Origin of the sequence: Proteus sp. HMSC14B05 (assembly GCF_001808035.1) — a bacterium.
GTDB classification, from domain to species: Bacteria; Pseudomonadota; Gammaproteobacteria; order Enterobacterales; family Enterobacteriaceae; genus Proteus; species Proteus mirabilis.
In genome coordinates, this window is sequence record NZ_KV792002.1 from 189,581 (window position 1) to 209,072 (window position 19,492).

The 19,492-nt window shown below is 41.3% G+C and carries 16 protein-coding genes; all 16 read left to right on the plus strand.

All coding sequences use genetic code 11. The features are described from left to right. Positions 1 to 91: 91 nt before the first annotated feature. The 16 genes from frr to tilS all read left to right on the plus strand — a co-directional run bounded on the left by frr (position 92) and on the right by tilS (position 19,473). Positions 92 to 649, plus strand: coding sequence for a ribosome recycling factor (frr, locus tag HMPREF3129_RS16905; protein WP_004245470.1), 558 nt, complete (start codon positions 92 to 94; stop codon positions 647 to 649). 190 nt (positions 650 to 839) lie between these two features. Beyond that, the gene (ispC, locus tag HMPREF3129_RS16910) at positions 840 to 2,033 is read left to right on the plus strand and encodes a 1-deoxy-D-xylulose-5-phosphate reductoisomerase (RefSeq protein WP_036918958.1); all 1,194 of its coding nucleotides are present in this window, start codon (positions 840 to 842) and stop codon (positions 2,031 to 2,033) included. A gap of 282 nt (positions 2,034 to 2,315) precedes the next feature. Then, entirely contained in the window at positions 2,316 to 3,017 is a 702-nt protein-coding gene (gene ispU / locus HMPREF3129_RS16915; protein WP_155195897.1) for a (2E,6E)-farnesyl-diphosphate-specific ditrans,polycis-undecaprenyl-diphosphate synthase, read from the plus strand. Position 3,018: 1 nt separating this feature from the next. After that, positions 3,019 to 3,882, plus strand: coding sequence for a phosphatidate cytidylyltransferase (cdsA, locus tag HMPREF3129_RS16920; RefSeq protein WP_004245467.1), 864 nt, complete (start codon positions 3,019 to 3,021; stop codon positions 3,880 to 3,882). Positions 3,883 to 3,891: 9 nt separating this feature from the next. Further along, complete coding sequence (gene rseP / locus HMPREF3129_RS16925; RefSeq protein WP_036918952.1) at positions 3,892 to 5,244, plus strand: sigma E protease regulator RseP; 1,353 nt, start codon at positions 3,892 to 3,894, stop codon at positions 5,242 to 5,244. A 40-nt stretch (positions 5,245 to 5,284) separates the two neighbouring features. Beyond that, entirely contained in the window at positions 5,285 to 7,678 is a 2,394-nt protein-coding gene (bamA, locus tag HMPREF3129_RS16930) for an outer membrane protein assembly factor BamA (RefSeq protein WP_004248714.1), read from the plus strand. 92 nt (positions 7,679 to 7,770) lie between these two features. Beyond that, positions 7,771 to 8,268 carry an OmpH family outer membrane protein gene (locus tag HMPREF3129_RS16935; protein WP_004248713.1) on the plus strand — a complete coding sequence of 166 codons (498 nt, stop codon included), beginning with the start codon at positions 7,771 to 7,773 and terminating at the stop codon, positions 8,266 to 8,268. A gap of 3 nt (positions 8,269 to 8,271) precedes the next feature. Next, positions 8,272 to 9,300 carry a UDP-3-O-(3-hydroxymyristoyl)glucosamine N-acyltransferase gene (gene lpxD / locus HMPREF3129_RS16940; RefSeq protein WP_004245463.1) on the plus strand — a complete coding sequence of 343 codons (1,029 nt, stop codon included), beginning with the start codon at positions 8,272 to 8,274 and terminating at the stop codon, positions 9,298 to 9,300. A 126-nt stretch (positions 9,301 to 9,426) separates the two neighbouring features. Then, entirely contained in the window at positions 9,427 to 9,879 is a 453-nt protein-coding gene (fabZ, locus tag HMPREF3129_RS16945; RefSeq protein WP_004245462.1) for a 3-hydroxyacyl-ACP dehydratase FabZ, read from the plus strand. 3 nt (positions 9,880 to 9,882) lie between these two features. Continuing rightward, positions 9,883 to 10,686 (plus strand): acyl-ACP--UDP-N-acetylglucosamine O-acyltransferase, encoded by an 804-nt coding sequence (gene lpxA, locus HMPREF3129_RS16950; protein WP_017628591.1) that lies wholly within the window; start codon positions 9,883 to 9,885, stop codon positions 10,684 to 10,686. A gap of 7 nt (positions 10,687 to 10,693) precedes the next feature. Continuing rightward, positions 10,694 to 11,866, plus strand: coding sequence for a lipid-A-disaccharide synthase (gene lpxB / locus HMPREF3129_RS16955; RefSeq protein ID WP_017628592.1), 1,173 nt, complete (start codon positions 10,694 to 10,696; stop codon positions 11,864 to 11,866). Continuing rightward, complete coding sequence (gene rnhB / locus HMPREF3129_RS16960) at positions 11,866 to 12,456, plus strand: ribonuclease HII (protein WP_004245458.1); 591 nt, start codon at positions 11,866 to 11,868, stop codon at positions 12,454 to 12,456. The genes lpxB and rnhB overlap by 1 nt, the downstream gene beginning before the upstream one ends. Positions 12,457 to 12,478: 22 nt before the next feature. Beyond that, positions 12,479 to 15,961, plus strand: coding sequence for a DNA polymerase III subunit alpha (dnaE, locus tag HMPREF3129_RS16965; RefSeq protein ID WP_036918949.1), 3,483 nt, complete (start codon positions 12,479 to 12,481; stop codon positions 15,959 to 15,961). Positions 15,962 to 15,973: 12 nt separating this feature from the next. Continuing rightward, a complete protein-coding gene (accA, locus tag HMPREF3129_RS16970; RefSeq protein WP_004245456.1) occupies positions 15,974 to 16,933 on the plus strand; it encodes an acetyl-CoA carboxylase carboxyl transferase subunit alpha in 960 nt (319 codons plus the stop codon). A gap of 296 nt (positions 16,934 to 17,229) precedes the next feature. Further along, entirely contained in the window at positions 17,230 to 17,973 is a 744-nt protein-coding gene (locus tag HMPREF3129_RS16975; protein ID WP_036918946.1) for an SDR family NAD(P)-dependent oxidoreductase, read from the plus strand. A 174-nt stretch (positions 17,974 to 18,147) separates the two neighbouring features. Further along, positions 18,148 to 19,473 (plus strand): tRNA lysidine(34) synthetase TilS, encoded by a 1,326-nt coding sequence (gene tilS / locus HMPREF3129_RS16980; RefSeq protein WP_017628593.1) that lies wholly within the window; start codon positions 18,148 to 18,150, stop codon positions 19,471 to 19,473. The last annotated feature ends 19 nt before the right edge of the window (positions 19,474 to 19,492 follow it).

Sequence of the window (19,492 nt, forward strand, 5' to 3'; positions counted from 1 at the left end):
GCGTTAACATCTTAAAGTACGCCAATTCATTTATGTCGATATCATAATTTGATATCGTCTGGAAGATAACCAGTTCCCAAGGGTTTATAACGTGATTAATGAAATCAAAAAAGATGCTCAAGAACGCATGGACAAAAGCGTTGAAGCACTAAAAAGCCAAATTAATAAAGTTCGTACTGGCCGTGCGTCTCCAAACCTATTAGATGGTATTGTTGTAGAATACTACGGCGCACCAACTCCATTAAATCAAGTTGCTAACGTTGTGGCAGAAGATGGTCGCACATTGGCAATTACGGTGTTCGATCGTACTTTAGCACCTGCTGTTGAAAAAGCGATTATGGCATCAGATTTAGGCTTAAATCCTTCATCTGCAGGCGCGATCATCCGTGTTCCACTGCCTCCGTTAACTGAAGAACGTCGTAAAGACTTAATCAAAGTTGTGCGTGGAGATGCAGAACAAGGTCGTGTCTCTATTCGTAATATCCGTCGTGATGCTAATGATAAAATCAAAGCATTACTGAAGGATAAAGAAATTAGTGAAGATGATGAACGCCGTTCACAAGATGAAATTCAGAAATTAACTGATATGTTCATTAAAAAAATTGATGAAGCATTAACGCTGAAAGAAGCTGAGTTAATGGAATTCTAATTTTTATTCTTTTTATGATAATGCCACTGAAATGTGGCATTATTTTTGAGCATTTACTGGAAAATAAATGCCTAATATCTTCTTTTTATCACATTATTTATTAAAGTTATCATCTTTCCCCTCATTTATCTCGTCATGCTGATATAATTCCTTTTAATGAAAATGTTATTGATATACTGATTGATTAATAATGAAACAAATAACTATATTAGGCTCAACAGGGTCTATCGGAACAAGTACGTTATCCGTCATTGAAAATAACCCTGATGAGTTTCAGGTGCTTGCTTTAGTGGCTGGAAAAAATGCAACTAAAATGGCGCAGCAATGTCGCGCTTTTCAGCCTAAATATGCGGTGATGTCAGATGAAAAAAGTGCCGGTGAGCTGAAACAATTATTAGCCAATACATCGTGTAAAACGGAAATATTATCAGGCTCTAATGCTGTTAATGAAATTGCTGCATTGGATGAAGCCGATCAAGTGATGTCTGCTATTACAGGGGTGGCGGGGCTTAAGCCTACACTGGCTGCGATAGAAAAAGGGAAAAGAATTTTATTAGCCAATAAAGAATCCCTGATCACGAGTGGTCGTTTATTCTTTGATGCGGTGGCTAAATATGGTGCGAAGGTTTTACCTATTGATAGTGAACATAATGCTATCTACCAAAGTTTACCTACAGGTATTCAAGACAATTTAGGTCATGCATCTTTAGAAGCCCATGGCATCACCAGTATTTTACTCACAGGCTCCGGTGGGCCGTTTCGCTATACGCCTTTAGATGAGCTAGATGCAATGACTCCAGACCAAGCTTGCGCACATCCAAACTGGTCAATGGGGCGTAAAATTTCGGTTGATTCAGCCACTATGATGAATAAAGGCTTGGAATATATCGAAGCTCGTTATTTCTTTAATGCCTCGGAAGCAGAGATGGAAGTCATTATTCATCCCCAATCGGTGATCCATTCAATGGTTCGCTATCGTGATGGTAGCATTATCGCACAAATTGGTGAGCCAGATATGAGAACGCCTATCGCTTATTCCATGGCATACCCTCATCGCACCCAATCGGGTGCGAAAGCATTAGATTTTTTTGAGATACAAGCCCTAGAATTTATCCGTCCAGACTATCAGCGCTATCCTTGTTTAGCACTTGCCATCGAAGCCTCGCAACGGGGACAAGCTTCAACAACGGTATTAAATGCCGCTAATGAGGTTGTTGTTGATGCTTTTTTAAACGAAAAAGTAAAATTCACTGATATTGCTAAAATTAATCGCAAAGTGGTTGAACATTTTGACCTCTCTGAGCCTCAAAGTATCGACGATGTTTTAGAAATTGATAAATTAGCAAGGTTACAAACACAGCAGATTATCGCACAAATTGTATAATGATGATGATATTTACCAGAGTGTGTTTGTTCGTCTTTCTGGCTAATGGTATAGTTGCCAAATCACTAAAGACAATAATGAAAATTAACAGTTCATTACTAAAGCAACCGCTTTAGCAACTTTGAGGCTTTGCCAAAGGCCGTGGAGTCACACGGTTTTTTTGTGCGTAGGTTATCCGAAGAGGACTGTCTGTATCAGTATCAGATTAGCAAAGGGTTAAATTGAGTGAACTTATCCAGTGACGATTCATCCGCATCAAAACCAAAGCATGTTGCCATCATTATGGATGGCAACGGACGTTGGGCAAAAAAACAAGGGAAACTCCGAGTTACGGGCCATCGCGCGGGAATTAAAGCAGTTCGAGATGCGGTTAGCTTTTCCGTCAAACATAAAATTGAATCACTAACGTTATATGCATTTAGCAGCGAAAACTGGAATCGCCCTGAACAAGAGGTGAGTTCTTTGATGGAGTTGTTTGTTTTTGCATTAGATAATGAAGTGAAAAGCCTACACAAACACAATGTCAGATTAACAATTATCGGTGATATCAGCCGCTTTAGTCGTCGTTTACAAGATAGAATAAAAAACTCTGTTGCACTGACTGCAAATAATACCGGACTCAATTTAAATATTGCTGCCAATTACGGTGGACGATGGGATATTACACAAAGTGTACAACAATTAGCGAGTTCCCTCGCAAAAGGGGAGTTAGCTGTCGAAGATATTAATGAAAATGCGATATCCTCACACTTGTGTTTACACGATCAATCACCTGTAGATCTTGTGATCCGCACAGGTGGAGAACATCGTATAAGTAATTTCCTTATCTGGCAAATTGCTTATGCTGAGTTATATTTTACACAGGTTTTATGGCCTGATTTTGATGAACAAGTTTTTCAGAATGCACTTGATGCTTTTGCTAAACGGGAAAGACGTTTCGGTGGTACTACATCGGAAACAGATACTGTAAATCTGGGAGGATAATTTGCTTAAGTATCGTGTCATTACTGCATTAATACTAATCCCTATTGTTATTGCTGCTTTATTTCTTCTTCCTCCCGCAGGATTTGGATTAGTTATTATTGCCATTTCAGGCTTAGCGGGTTGGGAATGGGCTCAATTTATCGGCTGGCATTCTCAAGGTAAACGTATTGCTACTGGTGTTGGATTTGCTGCACTCTTAGTTCTTATGCAAGCCTCGTTACCGGATTTTGATCACCTGCTTGATACAGCAATGATTAAGAATAGCTTATGGGCTGGGCTCTTTTGGTGGGTAGCGGCGATTTTATTAGTTGTCAGTTATCCGAATTCAGCCAATATGTGGAAAAATTCTGTTCTTCTTAAGTTATTGTTCGGTATATTGACGATTGTTCCTTTTTATTGTGGCATGATGGCGCTACGTATGTTGGGATATAGTACAAACTCATATACAGGGGCCTGGTGGTTACTGTATGTCATGTTATTGGTTTGGGCTGCGGACTCAGGGGCTTATGCATTTGGCCGTTTAATGGGTAAACATAAAATGGCACCGAAAGTATCACCGGGTAAAACCTTGGAAGGTCTGGTGGGCGGGTTAATCACTGCAGGTGTTGTTTCATGGCTATTTACGCGTTTCGCACCAATTACTGAAGTGCCTAACCATCTATTACTGATTTCGGGCATCGTGGTGATTGTTTCCGTATTCGGCGATCTGGCTGAGAGTATGTTTAAACGTGTTTCCGGCATCAAAGACAGTAGTCAGCTTATCCCTGGGCATGGTGGTGTGCTAGATCGTATTGATAGTTTGACCGCGGCGATCCCTGTTTTCGCTGGATTGGTGTTTTTAGTTTCTTCTGGCTTTCAAATGTAAAGGTAAGCAATGGGTATCCTGTGGAATCTAGCCGCGTTTATTATCGTTTTAGGTATTCTTATTACGGTACATGAATTTGGACATTTTTGGGTAGCAAGACGCTGTGGCGTTTATGTTGAGCGTTTTTCTATTGGTTTTGGTAAAGCGATTTTGCGTAAAACAGATAAACATGGCACCGAATTTGTCGTTGCATGGATACCTTTAGGTGGCTATGTAAAAATGTTGGATGAGCGTGTCGCCGAAGTTGCACCAGAGCGTCGTCATCTCGCTTTTAACAATAAAACCGTCGGGCAAAGAGCCGCTATTGTTGCCGCCGGACCTATTGCAAATTTCTTATTAGCCATTGTGGCTTATTGGCTTGTTTTTATGATAGGGGTGCCGGCATTAAAGCCAATAATTGCAGATATTCGCCCTGATTCTATCGCAGAACAAGCAAAATTAACGCCAGGAATGGAACTAAAATCCGTTGCAGGTATCGAAACGCCTGATCAGAATGCTGTTCGTTTAGCATTAGTGAGTAAGATTGGTGCAAAAGAGGTGACTTTCGTTGTAACTCAGCCTAACTCTCTTTCTGAGAGTGAGAATATACTGAATTTGCAACAGTGGAATTTTGATCCTGAAAGACAAGATCCTATCGTATCCCTAGGCATCATGCCTGTTGGCGCACGGTTGGACTCTAAAGTTGTAGAAGTAACACCAGACTCTGCGGCTGAAAAAGCAGGTTTACAAGCAGGGGATCGGATCGTTAAAGTCGATGGTCAGCCAATTGATACTTGGCACCCATTTACTTATTTTGTTCGACAAAGCCCCAACAAAACGTTGGAACTGTTAGTTGAACGTAACGGTGCTTCTTTGGTGTTAAATATTACTCCTACAGCAATAGCGCTGAAAGATGGTAGCGAAGTTGGACAAGTGGGTGCGAAGCTACAAGTATTACCGCCAGATGAGCAATACTTGATAATGCAACAATACAACCCATTTTCAGCGTTATATGAAGCATCTGATAAAACATGGCAGTTAATGGGTTTGACTGTCAAAATGATTGGCAAGTTAGTGGTTGGTGATGTCAAGTTAACAAACCTTAGTGGACCGGTTTCTATCGCTAAAGGCGCTGGAATGTCTGCAGATTCAGGTTTTGTTTACTATTTGATGTTTATCGCACTTATCAGTGTCAATCTGGGGATCATTAATTTGTTTCCCCTGCCTGTCTTAGATGGTGGGCACCTGCTTTTCCTGGTTATCGAGAAGATAAAGGGAGGGCCGGTATCTGAGCGTGTACAAGATGTCTGTTATCGTTTCGGTGTTATGGCACTGATGCTGTTAATGGGACTTGCACTTTTCAATGATTTCTCTCGCTTATAATAAAATAAGCAGGGACCGGTTAGGAAAACACAAAACAACGATGGCGATGAAAAAGTTGCTTATAGCGTCGCTGCTGCTGGGCAGCGCCACTGCATACGGTTCAGACGGATTCGTAGTTCAGGACATTCAATTTGAAGGTCTTCAACGCGTCGCCGTTGGTGCAGCATTACTGAACATGCCTGTCCGAGTTGGAGATTCGGTCAGCGATGATGATATTAGTCGAACTATCCGTTCATTATTTGCGACAGGAAACTTCGATGATGTTCGGGTTCTGCGTGACGGAAATGTACTTATTGTTCAAGTTAAAGAGCGTCCAACAATTGCGAGTATTACTTTCTCAGGTAACAAAGCAATTAAAGAAGATATGCTTAAGCAAAATCTTGATGCTTCCAATATCCGTATTGGTGAAACACTTGACCGAACAATGTTGGCTAATATTGAGAAAGGTCTTGAAGATTTCTACTATAGTGTTGGTAAATATAACGCCACAGTAAAAGTTGTTGTGACTCCTCTTCCTCGTAACCGTGTTGATTTAAAACTGGTATTTGCCGAAGGTGTTTCAGCTACTATTCAACAAATCAATATTGTTGGTAATAAAGCATTTAGTACTGCTGAATTAGTTAACCGCTTCCAACTACGTGATGATGTGCCTTGGTGGAACTTAGCGGCTGATGAAAAATATCAGAAACAAAAACTCGCTGGTGACTTAGAGACATTAAGAAGTTTTTATCTAGATCGTGGTTATGCACGTTTTGATATTGAATCCACAAACGTTAGCTTAACGCCTGATAAAAAAGGTATTTATATTACTATTAACCTGAAAGAAGGTGATAAATACACGGTTGAAAGTACCGAAATCAATGGTAATACCGCAGGCTATACCAAAGAGATTGAAGATCTGATCCAAATCGCACCAGGCTCACTGTATAACGGTGCTCAAGTGACCAAAACAGAAAATGAAATTAAAAATCTATTAGGTCGCTATGGATACGCCTATCCACGGGTGATGACAAATCCTGAAATCAATGATGAAAATAAAACGGTAAAACTGCATGTTAACGTTGATGCAGGAAATCGTTTCTATGTGCGTCAAATCCGTTTTGCGGGTAATGATATAACCAAGGACTCTGTTTTACGTCGTGAAATGCGTCAAATGGAAGGGGCTTGGTTAGGTAGCGATTTAGTTGAACAAGGTAAAGAGCGTTTAAACCGTTTAGGTTATTTTGAAACAGTCGAAACGGAAACACAGCGTATTCCGGGATCACCTGATCAAGTTGATATCGTTTATCGTGTCAAAGAGCGTAATACGGGTTCACTTAACTTTGGTGTCGGTTTCGGTACAGAAAGTGGTGTCAGCTTCCAAGTTGGGGTAACACAGGATAACTGGTTAGGAACGGGGAATGCCGTTGCGATTAATGCCAGTAAAAATGATTACTCAACGTATGCTGAATTGTCAGTCACTGATCCTTACTTTACTGTAAATGGTGTCAGCTTAGGGGGTCGTATTTTCTATAACGATTTCCGAGCTAATGATGCAGATTTATCCGGCTATACCAATAAATCTTATGGGTTAGACGGCACCTTAGGTTTCCCTATCAATGAATATAACTCGGCTCGTCTTGGCTTAGGCTATACGCATAACGGCCTGTCACGGATGGAACCTCAAGTGGCGATGTGGCGTTATCTTGAAAGTATGGGGGAAAACCCAGGCTTTGATAAACGCGAATCCTTTAATGCGGATGACTATACTGTCAGCATGGGATGGACATTTAATAACTTAAACCGTGGTTTCTTCCCAACCTCTGGGGCAAGAAGTAATTTAAGTGGGCGTATTACTATACCGGGCTCTGATAACAAGTACTATAAAGTAACTTGGGACGGTATGGCTTATTACCCTCTAAATGAAAAAGAGTCTTGGGTCACCTTGTTCAAAGGTCGTTTAGGTTATGGTGACGGTTTAGGGGGTAAAGAATTACCCTTCTATGAAAACTTCTATGCCGGTGGTTCTGGTACAGTGCGTGGTTTCCGTTCCAATAATATCGGTCCTAAAGCAATTTATTTAGATAAAGATGGTAAGCCAAAACCAGGTGAACCATCTAGCGATGCTATCGGTGGTAATGCTATGGCAGTCGCCAGCTTTGAACTGATCACTCCAACGCCATTTATTGATGATAAATACTCTTCATCAGTCAGAACCTCTGTATTCGTTGATGCGGGTACGGTATGGGATACTAAATGGAGTAGCACTAACTCTAATTGGACTGCTGGTATGCCAGATTATAGTCGTGCTGGCGATGTGCGTGTTTCAACCGGTGTGGCTTTACAGTGGTTATCACCTTTAGGTCCGTTAGTCTTCTCTTATGCGAAGCCAATTAAAGATTACGAAGGCGATAAATCTGAGCAATTCCAGTTTAATATTGGTAGAACGTGGTAGCGATGTAAGTAAAGTTGATGTCTTTTCTATATATTGAGAAAAGACATCTCATATCTGACAAAAAATTTATTTTGGGTTTTAAGGAGTCTATCGTGAAAAAATTGTTATGTGCCGCTGCCCTAGGAATGGCATTGACGATGTCAGCAGGCGCTCAAGCTGCAGATAAAGTAGGTGTTGTGAACATCGGTCAAGTTCTCCAAAAAGTGCCTAACCGTGATGCGGTAGAGAAACAATTGGAAAATGAATTTAAATCACGTGATACCGAATTGCAAAATTTAGGTAAAGCATTACAAACTGCGGTTGAGAAATACCAAAAAGATGCACCAACCATGAATGCGACACAACGTGCTAATACAGAAAAAGATCTGGTTGCTAAACGTGAAGCTTATGCACAAAAAGCACAAGCTTTTGAGCAAGATTTTAGCCGTCGTCAAGCAGAAGAGCGTAATAAAATCATGAAACGTGTATTAGACGCTGTTGATGCTGTAGCGAAAAAAGAAGGTTATGATGTGATTTTAGATGCAAACACTGTTCCTTATTTCGCAGACGGTAAAGATATTACTGCTCAGGTTCAAAAACAGGTTAAATAATAGATGTTTTCAATTCGATTAGCTGATCTTGCTCAGCAATTGAATGCACAGTTACACGGCGATGGTGATATCACTATCGCCGGTCTTGCTTCAATGGGCTTAGCAAATGGTGAACAAATTACCTTTCTTTCCGATAGTCGCTATCGTGAAAAATTAAGTGAATGTCAGGCCGCTGCGGTGGTATTAACAGAGGCTGATCTTCCTTTTTGTCCTGTTGCTGCACTGGTGGTGAAAAATCCTTATCTGGCTTATGCTCAAATGGCTCAGATTATGGATACTACGCCCGCGCCAGCACAAGATATACATCCTTCTGCTGTTATTGCCGCTGATGCTAAATTAGGGAATAACGTCTCAATTGGTGCCAATGCGGTCATTGAGTCAGGTGTTGAGTTAGGTAATAACGTAGTTATTGGTGCAGGATGTTTTATTGGTAAAAAAGCACATATCGGCGATAATAGCCGTTTGTGGGCAAATGTCTCTGTTTATCATGAAGTTATCATTGGTAAAGATTGTTTAGTACAATCTGGTACTGTCATTGGTTCTGATGGTTTTGGTTATGCCAATGAGCGTGGCAATTGGATTAAAATTCCTCAGTTAGGCTCAGTGATCATTGGTGACCGTGTCGAAATTGGTGCATGTACTACCATCGATAGAGGCGCATTAGATAACACAGTTATCGGTAATGGTGTTATCATTGATAACCAGTGCCAAATCGCACATAACGTCATTATTGGTGACAATACTGCTGTGGCAGGTGGTGTCATCATGGCGGGGAGCCTGAAAATTGGGCGTTACTGTATGATTGGTGGAGCAAGTGTTATCAATGGTCACATGGAAATTTGTGATAAAGTTACGGTAACAGGAATGGGGATGGTTATGCGTCCTATCACTGAACCTGGGGTTTATTCTTCTGGCATTCCGTTACAACCGAATAAAGCATGGCGTAAAACCGCAGCCCTGGTGCTGCGAATTGATGAAATGCAAAAAAGGCTAAAGTCGCTAGAACGTCAAGTAGAAAATAGCGACAAGTAACAAGTAGCATCTTTGACGGTTGTTGTTACCTATTTTGCGACCTGCGCGTTAACTCCCTTTTTGAGTCACAGCAGGTCGTGTCATTCTTAATTAGATTCAGTTTTATTAGACAGGAAGAGTATTGCAATGAGTGATAATCATACTCTGCAAATCGAAGAAATTTTAGATTTACTTCCACACCGTTACCCATTTTTATTGGTTGACCGTGTCCTTGATTTTGAAGAAGGGAAATTTCTAAGAGCAGTAAAAAATGTATCTTTTAATGAGCCTTTCTTTCAAGGTCACTTCCCGGGCAAACCTATTTTCCCTGGTGTACTGATCCTCGAAGCAATGGCGCAGGCAACAGGTATTTTAGCATTCAAAAGCGTAGGAAAACTGGAACCCGGTGAACTTTACTATTTTGCTGCTATTGACGGTGCTCGCTTTAAACGTCCTGTCTTACCTGGAGACCAAATGGTTCTTGAGGTTGAATTCATTAAAGAACGCCGTGGCGTTGCACGCTTTAAAGGCGTCGCTAAAGTTGATGGAGAAATTGCCTGCGAAGCTGAGATGATGTGTGCTCGCCGCCGTGAGGTCTAGCTTATGATTGATAAATCCGCAGTAATTCACCCTTCTTCAATTATTGAAGAGGGTGCGGTAATTGGTGCTAATGTTCGCATTGGCCCTTTTTGCGTTATTGGTAGCCATGTTGAGATTGATGAAGGTACAGATATCAAATCTCATGTGGTTATTAATGGCCATACACGCATTGGCCGTGATAATCAGATTTACCAATTTGCCTCTATCGGTGAAGTAAACCAAGATCTGAAATATCGTGGTGAGCCGACCCAAGTCATTATTGGTGATCGCAATCTTATCCGCGAAAGTGTCACTATTCATCGTGGTACGACACAAGGCGGTAATATTACTAAAATTGGCAATGATAACTTATTGATGATCAACACCCATGTTGCTCATGATTGTATCATTGGCGATCGCTGTATTATTGCAAATAACGGTACTTTAGGTGGACATGTCACTTTAGGTGATTATGTGATAATCGGTGGTATGAGTGCGGTTCACCAATTTTGTCAGATTGGTTCACATGTCATGGTGGGCGGCTGTTCCGGTGTAGCACAAGATGTTCCTCCTTTTGTGATTGCACAAGGAAACCATGCCACCCCTTATGGTTTGAATATTGAAGGATTAAAACGTCGCGGTTTTGCAAAAGAAGATCTGCATGCCATTCGTAACGCTTACAAGATACTTTATCGTAATGGTAAAACGCTTGAAGAAGCGCGGGAAGAGATTGCTCAATTAGCCGCAGACAATAATAATCAGTATGTAAAAATATTCAGTGATTTTCTGGAAAATTCAGCAAAATCAAACCGCGGTATTATTCGCTAATTAGGATATGACCTTGTCAGGCCAATCATCTATAAAACAGCGTCCGTTAGTTATCGGCCTTGTGGCTGGTGAAACGTCCGGTGATATCTTGGGCGCGGGATTAATCCGCGCTCTTAAACAAATGCATCCCAATATTCGTTTTGTTGGTGTCGCAGGTCCTTTGATGCAAGCAGAAGGTTGTGAAGCTTGGTATGAAATGGAAGAGCTTGCGGTTATGGGGATCGTGGAAGTACTTGAACGTTTGCCACGATTATTGAAGATCAGAAAAGATCTCACTCAACGCTTTACACAACTTAAGCCAGATGTTTTTGTTGGTATTGATGCTCCTGATTTTAATATCACCCTTGAAGGTCGCTTAAAACAAAAAGGGTTGAAAACTATCCATTATGTCAGTCCATCAGTATGGGCTTGGCGTCAAAAACGGGTTTTTAAAATTGGTAAAGCAACGGATTTGGTTTTAGCTTTCCTTCCTTTTGAAAAAGCGTTTTACGATAAATATCAGGTTCCTTGTCGCTTTATCGGTCATACAATGGCTGATGCAATTGCGTTACACCCTGATAAAAAAGCGGCTCGTGAACACCTAGGTATTGATCAAGAGGCAATCTGTTTAGCTCTGCTACCAGGAAGTCGGCATTCTGAAGTGGAAATGCTCAGTGCGGACTTTATAAAAACAGCGCAGCGATTAAAGCAACAGATCCCCGCATTACATATTGTTGTCCCTTTGGTAAATGCGAAGCGACGGGCACAATTTGAACAAATACATCAAAGTGTTGCCCCAAAACTTGAAATCCAACTCTTAGATGGACAAGCAAGAGAGGCGATGACCGCCAGTGATGCGACTTTATTAGCATCTGGTACAGCCGCCTTAGAATGCATGTTAACGAAATGCCCGATGGTAGTGGGTTATCGTATGAAACCATTTACCTTTTGGTTAGCAAAAAAATTAGTTAAAACGCCCTATGTCTCTTTACCCAATTTATTAGCGGGACGGGAAATAATTAAAGAGTTGCTGCAAGAAGAGTGCACACCAGAAGCACTAGCAGAACAATTACTCCCCCTATTAACGGATGCGGAAAAAGCACAACACTTAAAAGAGATATTTTTACAATTACACTCAGCTATCCGTTGTCGTGCTGATGAGCAAGCAGCGAATGCAGTTTTAGAATTAGCAGGTCAATAATGGAATTTGTCTATCCTAAAGCAAACCTAATTGCTGGCGTCGATGAAGTCGGTCGCGGACCATTGGTGGGGGCGGTAGTTACTGCTGCGGTGATCCTCGATCCAGCTAATCCTATTCAAGGATTAATGGACTCGAAAAAATTGACCGAGAAAAAACGCAATGCGCTTTATGATGAAATAAAAGAAAAAGCATTATGTTGGGCTATTGGACGTGCTGAGCCTGAAGAGATAGATAAACTGAATATTCTTTGGGCAACAATGAAAGCCATGGAGCGTGCTGTCGCGGGATTATCCATAACGCCTGATATGGTCTTAGTCGACGGAAACCGTTGTCCTAACTTGCCAATGGCATCTCAAGCAGTGATTAAAGGTGATAGTTTAGTTCAAGAAATTAGCGCAGCGTCAATACTGGCTAAAGTTACCCGTGATAGGGAAATGGAACAGCTAGATAAACTTTATCCTGATTACGGCTTTGCCAAACATAAAGGCTATCCAACAGCCTTCCATATGGAAAAACTGGCTTCATTAGGGGCAACGCCTTATCATCGTAAAAGTTTTGCGCCTGTAAAACGTGCTTTAAATTTAGTCTAATCCACAGAGTAATTAATAAGATATGGCAGATCCTCGTTTTATCCATCTAAGGGTACACAGCGATTATTCAATGATCGATGGATTGGCAAAAACAGGGCCTCTTGTGAAGAAAGTGGCTTCGCTGGGGATGCCTGCTTTTGCAATTACAGATTTCACTAACTTATGTGGGTTAGTGAAATTTTATGGTGCGGCTCATGGTGCCGGTATCAAACCTATTGTTGGTGCAGATGTCTATCTGGAAACGGAACTATTAGGTGATGAATACGCGCATTTAACCATTCTCGCCCGTGATAATGTGGGATATCAAAACCTAACACTATTGATTTCTGAAGCTTATAAACATGGTTATGGTGCTGCCGGACCGGTTATCAAACAAGAGTGGTTAACAACATATAGAGAAGGTCTCTTGTTGCTTTCTGGCGGTAGAATGGGAGATGTTGGTAAATTCCTACTACGCGGTAATCGAGCTTTAGTTGAGCAATGTCTTGAATATTATCAAACGCACTTTCCTGATAGCTATTATTTAGAGCTTATTCGTACTGGGCGTCCGGATGAAGAGAGCTACTTACACGAAGCTGTAGCCTTAGCATCAGAAAAAGGGCTTCCTGTTGTTGCGACAAATGATGTCCGTTTTCTGGATAGTGATGATTTTGATGCTCATGAAATTCGCGTGGCTATTCATGATGGTTTCACATTATCCGATCCTAAACGTCCTAAACACTACAGTCCTCAGCAATATATGCGCACAGAAGAAGAGATGTGTGAGCTTTTTGCTGATATTCCTGAAGCATTAGAAAACAGTGTTGAAATAGCCAAACGCTGTAATGTGACCATTCGTTTAGGTGAATACTTTCTTCCTCAATTCCCGACCGGGGATATGAGTACAGAAGATTTCTTAATTAAAAAGTCCAAAGAGGGCTTAGAAGAGCGCCTTGCCTTTTTATTTCCTGATCCGCAAGAGAGAGAAAAGCGACGTCCTGAATACGATGAGCGTCTTGAGATTGAACTTAAAGTTATTAACCAGATGGGATTTCCCGGTTACTTTTTGATAGTGATGGAATTTATCCAGTGGTCTAAAGATAACGGTGTTCCTGTAGGGCCAGGACGTGGTTCAGGTGCTGGCTCACTGGTGGCTTATTCGCTTAAGATAACAGATCTCGATCCTCTTGAGTTTGATCTACTGTTTGAACGTTTTCTTAATCCAGAACGTGTATCAATGCCTGACTTTGACGTTGACTTCTGTATGGAGAAGCGCGATAGAGTTATCGATCACGTTGCGGATATGTATGGTCGTGATGCCGTATCGCAAATCATTACCTTTGGTACTATGGCGGCCAAAGCTGTTATTCGAGATGTTGGGCGTGTTTTAGGACACCCTTATGGCTTCGTTGATAGAATTTCCAAGCTTGTTCCCCCTGATCCGGGAATGACGTTAGAAAAAGCTTTTGCCGCAGAGCCTCAGTTACCTGAAATTTACGAAGCTGATGAAGAAGTGAAATCGCTTATTGATATGGCGCGTAAATTAGAAGGGGTAACCCGTAATGCGGGTAAGCATGCCGGTGGTGTCGTTATTTCTCCAACCAAAATTACCGACTTTGCGCCACTTTATTGCGATCCGGAAGGGAATAACCCGGTTACACAATTTGATAAGAATGATGTTGAATATGCCGGTCTTGTTAAATTTGACTTCTTAGGGTTAAGAACGCTGACGATAATCAACTGGGCATTAGAAATGATTAATGCTCGGCGGGCTAAAAAATCACTTGAGCCTGTTGATATATCAGCCATTTCATTAACCGATCAGCGTAGCTTCGATATGTTGCAACGCTCTGAAACCACCGCGGTATTCCAATTGGAATCCCGTGGTATGAAAGATCTGATAAAGCGTCTGCGACCAGACTGCTTCGAAGATATGATTGCGTTAGTTGCACTGTTTCGCCCAGGGCCTTTACAGTCGGGGATGGTGGATAACTTTATCGACCGAAAACACGGTGTTGAAGAGATTTCTTACCCTGATGTTAAATGGCAACATGAGAGCTTACAGCCTGTATTAGAGCCAACTTATGGTGTTATCTTGTATCAAGAGCAAGTGATGCAGATAGCACAGGTACTTGCCGGTTATACCTTGGGGGGCGCGGATATGTTACGACGCGCGATGGGTAAGAAAAAACCTGAGGAGATGGCAAAACAGCGCTCTGTGTTTGAAGCGGGGGCGATTAAAAATGGTGTTGATGGCGAATTAGCCATGAAAATCTTTGACTTGGTAGAGAAATTTGCCGGTTATGGATTTAACAAATCGCACTCAGCGGCTTATGCCTTAGTTTCTTATCAAACGCTCTGGTTAAAAGCTCACTATCCTGCGGAGTTTATGGCGGCAGTCATGACTGCCGATATGGATAATACCGAAAAAGTGGTCGGTCTGGTGGATGAATGTTGGCGAATGGGTTTAAAAGTCCTTCCTCCAGATATTAATAGTGGGCTTTATCATTTCCATGTTAATGATGAAGGCGAAATAGTGTATGGCATAGGGGCCATCAAAGGGGTTGGAGAAGGCCCTATTGAGGCAATTGTCGAAGCGCGTCAACAAGGTGGTCATTTTAAAGATATTTTTGATCTCTGTGCGAGAACAGAAACCAAAAAATTGAATCGCCGAGTGATGGAAAAACTGATAATGTCAGGCGCATTTGATAAATTAGGGCCTCACCGTGCAGCATTAATGTCTTCGCTGGAAGATGCCTTAAAGGCGGCAGATCAACACGCAAAAGCGGAAGCCATTGGGCAATCCGATATGTTTGGTGTATTGGCAGAAGCCCCAGAGCAAGTGGAACGTTCTTATGCCAATGTACCTAAATGGCCAGATCAAGTTGTTTTAGAAGGTGAGCGAGAAACCCTCGGTTTATATTTAACGGGACATCCCATCACCCGTTATCTAAAAGAAATTGAACGATATGCGGCAGGAACCCGTCTAAAAGATTTAGTACCTACCCCCCGAGGTCAGATGGTAAAAGTGGCAGGATTAGTCCTTGCTTCGAAAGTCTTTACCACTAAACGAGGGAATAGAATTGGTATATGTACGTTAGATGATCGTTCTGGTCGTTTGGAAATTATGTTATTTTCCGATGCATTAGATAAATACCAACATCTATTGGAACAAGATCGGATTTTAATTGCTACCGGGCAGGTCAGCTTTGATGATTTCAACGGTGGGCTTAAAATGACAGTCCGCGAATTAATGGATATTAACGAAGCGCGTGAAAAATATGCTCGAGGGCTTGCTATCTCGTTATCAGACAGGCAAATTAATGAGCAATTATTAAATCGTCTTCGCGGCGTTTTAGAACCTCATCGTTCAGGCACGATCCCGGTTCATCTTTATTTTCAAAAGCATGATGCCTGTGCACGTTTGCGTTTTGGTGCAACATGGCGAGTAACGCCGACTGATATGCTTTTGACCGATCTGCGAACTCTGCTGGGTAATGAGCAGGTGGAATTAGAATTTGACTAGAATAGGAATGTTATGAGTCTTAATTTTCTGGATTTTGAACAGCCAATTGCCGAGTTAGAAGCGAAAATCGATTCGCTAACCGCAGTTAGCCAACATGATGAAAAAATTGATATTAATATTGATGAAGAAGTTGCACGCTTAAGAGAAAAAAGTTTAGAACTTACTCGAAAAATTTTCTCTGATCTTGGTGCATGGCAAGTGGCACAACTTGCTCGTCATCCATTAAGACCTTATACCCTTGATTATATTAATCGTGTTTTTACTGATTTTCAGGAGTTGGCGGGTGATCGCGCTTATGCTGATGATAAAGCGATTGTCGGTGGTATTGCTCGTTTAGACGGTCGTCCGGTGATGATCATTGGTCATCAAAAAGGACGTGAAACGAAAGAAAAAATTCGTCGTAATTTTGGTATGCCGGCTCCTGAAGGTTATCGCAAAGCGCTGCGTTTAATGGAAATGGCACAACGTTTTAAATTACCTATTATCACTTTTATTGATACTCCGGGAGCTTATCCGGGGGTGGGCGCTGAAGAGCGTGGACAATCAGAAGCGATTGCTCGTAATTTAAGAGAAATGTCTCGCTTTGGTGTGCCAATTATTTGTACCGTTATTGGCGAAGGTGGCTCTGGTGGTGCTTTGGCGATTGGTGTGGGTGATAAAGTGAATATGTTGCAGTACAGCACCTATTCCGTTATTTCGCCAGAAGGTTGTGCTTCTATTCTATGGAAGAGTGCTGATAAAGCACCATTAGCTGCTGAAGCTATGGGGATCACGGCAAATCGTTTAAAAGAATTAAAATTGATTGATACGGTGATCCCTGAACCTTTAGGTGGTGCTCATCGTCATTATGATGAAATGGCAGCATCACTAAAAGCACAGCTAAAAGCTGATTTAGCGCAGTTAGATGAGTTTGATACAGAAGAACTCACTAACCGCCGTTATCAACGCTTAATGGAATATGGCTATTGCTGATTGAGCGGGTACTTAGCTAGCCATTAAAAAGATCACTCCCCATGCTATAGCATGGGGTTTTTTTTATGGCGAATAGGATCAGGCTATTATCACACCACTATCACTCCAGCTAATTTTTCTTTTATAAAACTATTTCTATTATTAATAGTAATAGCTTGTGATACTTTCATTTTTAATTATATATCAATATGTTAACTCGATCTCAAATATAAGATTTATGTTTATCTTTGCTTAAAAAATACGTAACCCTACCTATGATTTGATAAGGCTTATCGTTAATCAAAGAAGGAAAAGTTATGATTTCATTTAGCAACAAAGTAGGCATTATCACCGGAGGTAATAGTGGTATCGGTTTAGCTAGCGCTGAGAAATTTTTATCACTAGGGGCATCGGTTGTTATTACTGGAAGTCATTCAGGTCTTGGGGAAAAAGCACAAAAGTATTTGCAAGATAAAGGGTTTTCCGCAGAATTTGTACAAATGGATGCCGCCAATGAGCAAGATAATCAACAACTGGTTAAGCATGTAGTAAAACATTATGGCAAAGTGGATTTTTTATTTGCTAATGCGGGGGTTTTAACCGATACCGTTGCTGATAAATTACATTACGATCAATGGAAAAAAGTGCTTGATGTTAATCTTAATGGACTATTTCTTATTAACCGCGCGGTTATTCAACATTGGTTAGAAACTAAAACCACAGGCGCTATTGTTAACTGTAGTTCAATCTGCTCTTTTGTCGGCCAGCATGCATTTCCTGCTTATTGCTCCTCTAAAGGGGGCATTAAATTACTCACACAAACGTTAGCGCTTGATTATGCCAGTCAAGGTATTCGTGTTAATGCTGTTTGTCCAGGCTATATTGATACTCCTTTATTAGAGGGGCGTGAATTAGACAAACAAAAACTCGTCGCTTTACACCCTATTGGTCGGTTAGGTACACCTGAAGAGGTGGCTAATGTTGTTGCCTTTTTAGCAAGTGATGCCGCCTCGTTTGTCACAGGGGCTTCTTATCTCGTTGATGGTGGTTTTACGGCATAATTTAAACCCATGACAGCGATGAGGACAGCATTTTCTTAGTATCGTTATCAGCTTAAGTGAAAAGCTATATTCTGCTTTCTTTTTTATTATGTTGCGGCGAAAGGTTGTGTTCGTGCAAAATGCAATGGAAAGGCTTAACATAACCCATTGAATTCCTCGATAACTGATAATGCTATGGAACTGAAAAATTGTCCTCTTATTAACGAAATTAAACGACAAATTGGCTCTCATTCTCATATTTTAGTGGGTTTTAGTGGTGGAGTTGATTCAACCGTTTTATTGCATGGGTTGGTTTGCTTACGTGATAAATATCAACTTCCTTTAGAATTAACGGCAATTTATGTTCATCATGGATTGAACTCAAAAGCCGATGATTGGCTCACGCATTGCGAACATTTTTGTCACAACTGGCAGGTCAGTTTTATCAGTGAAAGAGTACAAGTCAATGGGAAAGAAGGGGGAATTGAGCAGGGTGCCAGAGAAGCGCGCTATCAAGCTTATCGCCAATATTTACAGCCTAATCAAGTTTTAGTGACGGCACAACATCAAGATGATCAAGCGGAAACTTTCCTATTAGCGCTTAAACGCGGTAGTGGACCGGCTGGGTTGTCTTCAATGCCTGCAAAAATGCCTTTTGAACAAGGGTATTTATTACGACCATTACTTAATATCACACGTGAGCAAATCGAAGCTTATGCACATGAGCACGGTTTATTATGGATTGAGGATGATAGTAATCAAGATGATCGCTATGATCGCAATTTCTTACGTTTACATGTTATGCCTCTATTGACTCAGCGCTGGCCACATTTTTCTCAAGCAGTTACTCGTAGTGCCGCACTGTGTGGTGAACAAGAAGCGCTCTTAGATGAGTTACTCGATGTAGAATTGCAGCAATTGATTGATGAGCATCAGAGTTTAGATATCAATTTATTGTCCCGCTGTAGCGAAATAAAACGTAATGCATTGTTGCGTCGTTGGTTTGCTAAATGTAATAAAAGCATGCCATCAAGATCTCAATTGTCGCGGCTATGGCAAGAAGTTGCTTTAGCTAAAGCAGATGCAGAGCCACGGTTACGTTTTTTCCAAGATGAAGTTAGGCGTTATCAACAACGCCTCTATCTTGTGCCAGTTATGGAAGAACTAACGGATAGGGTTATCGAATGGTCATTATCACAACCTTTAATTTTGCCTAATCAGTTAGGGATATTAGCGGTGAGTCGTGATAGCGGTAAAACAATCTGCAGAGCACCGTTAGCAGATGAAAAAGTGACGGTTCGTTTTGGCTTAACGGCTTCATCTTTACGTATTGTTGGGCGAGATTTGGCCAGATCAAGCAAGAAAATTTGGCAAGAGCTTAATATTGCCCCATGGCAAAGAACTCGTATCCCATTGATTTATTATAACGATACATTAATTGCAGCGGTTAATACTTTTGTGACTTTAGAGGGAAATGCAACAACAGAACAAAGTATAACAATTGAGTGGCAAGCGTCGTAAACAACCGCCAATTACGGCG

Bases quoted from the DNA above. Each gene is read 5' to 3' on its own strand.
- fabZ (WP_004245462.1), top strand. From the start codon at position 9,427: ATGAGTGATAATCATACTCTGCAAATCGAAGAAATTTTAGATTTACTT.
- rseP (WP_036918952.1), top strand. From the start codon at position 3,892: ATGGGTATCCTGTGGAATCTAGCCGCGTTTATTATCGTTTTAGGTATT.
- lpxB (WP_017628592.1), top strand. From the start codon at position 10,694: ATGACCTTGTCAGGCCAATCATCTATAAAACAGCGTCCGTTAGTTATC.
- dnaE (WP_036918949.1), top strand. From the start codon at position 12,479: ATGGCAGATCCTCGTTTTATCCATCTAAGGGTACACAGCGATTATTCA.
- ispU (WP_155195897.1), top strand. From the start codon at position 2,316: ATGGATGGCAACGGACGTTGGGCAAAAAAACAAGGGAAACTCCGAGTT.
- bamA (WP_004248714.1), top strand. From the start codon at position 5,285: ATGGCGATGAAAAAGTTGCTTATAGCGTCGCTGCTGCTGGGCAGCGCC.
- lpxA (WP_017628591.1), top strand. From the start codon at position 9,883: ATGATTGATAAATCCGCAGTAATTCACCCTTCTTCAATTATTGAAGAG.
- HMPREF3129_RS16975 (WP_036918946.1), top strand. From the start codon at position 17,230: ATGATTTCATTTAGCAACAAAGTAGGCATTATCACCGGAGGTAATAGT.
- ispC (WP_036918958.1), top strand. From the start codon at position 840: ATGAAACAAATAACTATATTAGGCTCAACAGGGTCTATCGGAACAAGT.
- lpxD (WP_004245463.1), top strand. From the start codon at position 8,272: ATGTTTTCAATTCGATTAGCTGATCTTGCTCAGCAATTGAATGCACAG.
- tilS (WP_017628593.1), top strand. From the start codon at position 18,148: ATGGAACTGAAAAATTGTCCTCTTATTAACGAAATTAAACGACAAATT.
- accA (WP_004245456.1), top strand. From the start codon at position 15,974: ATGAGTCTTAATTTTCTGGATTTTGAACAGCCAATTGCCGAGTTAGAA.
- rnhB (WP_004245458.1), top strand. From the start codon at position 11,866: ATGGAATTTGTCTATCCTAAAGCAAACCTAATTGCTGGCGTCGATGAA.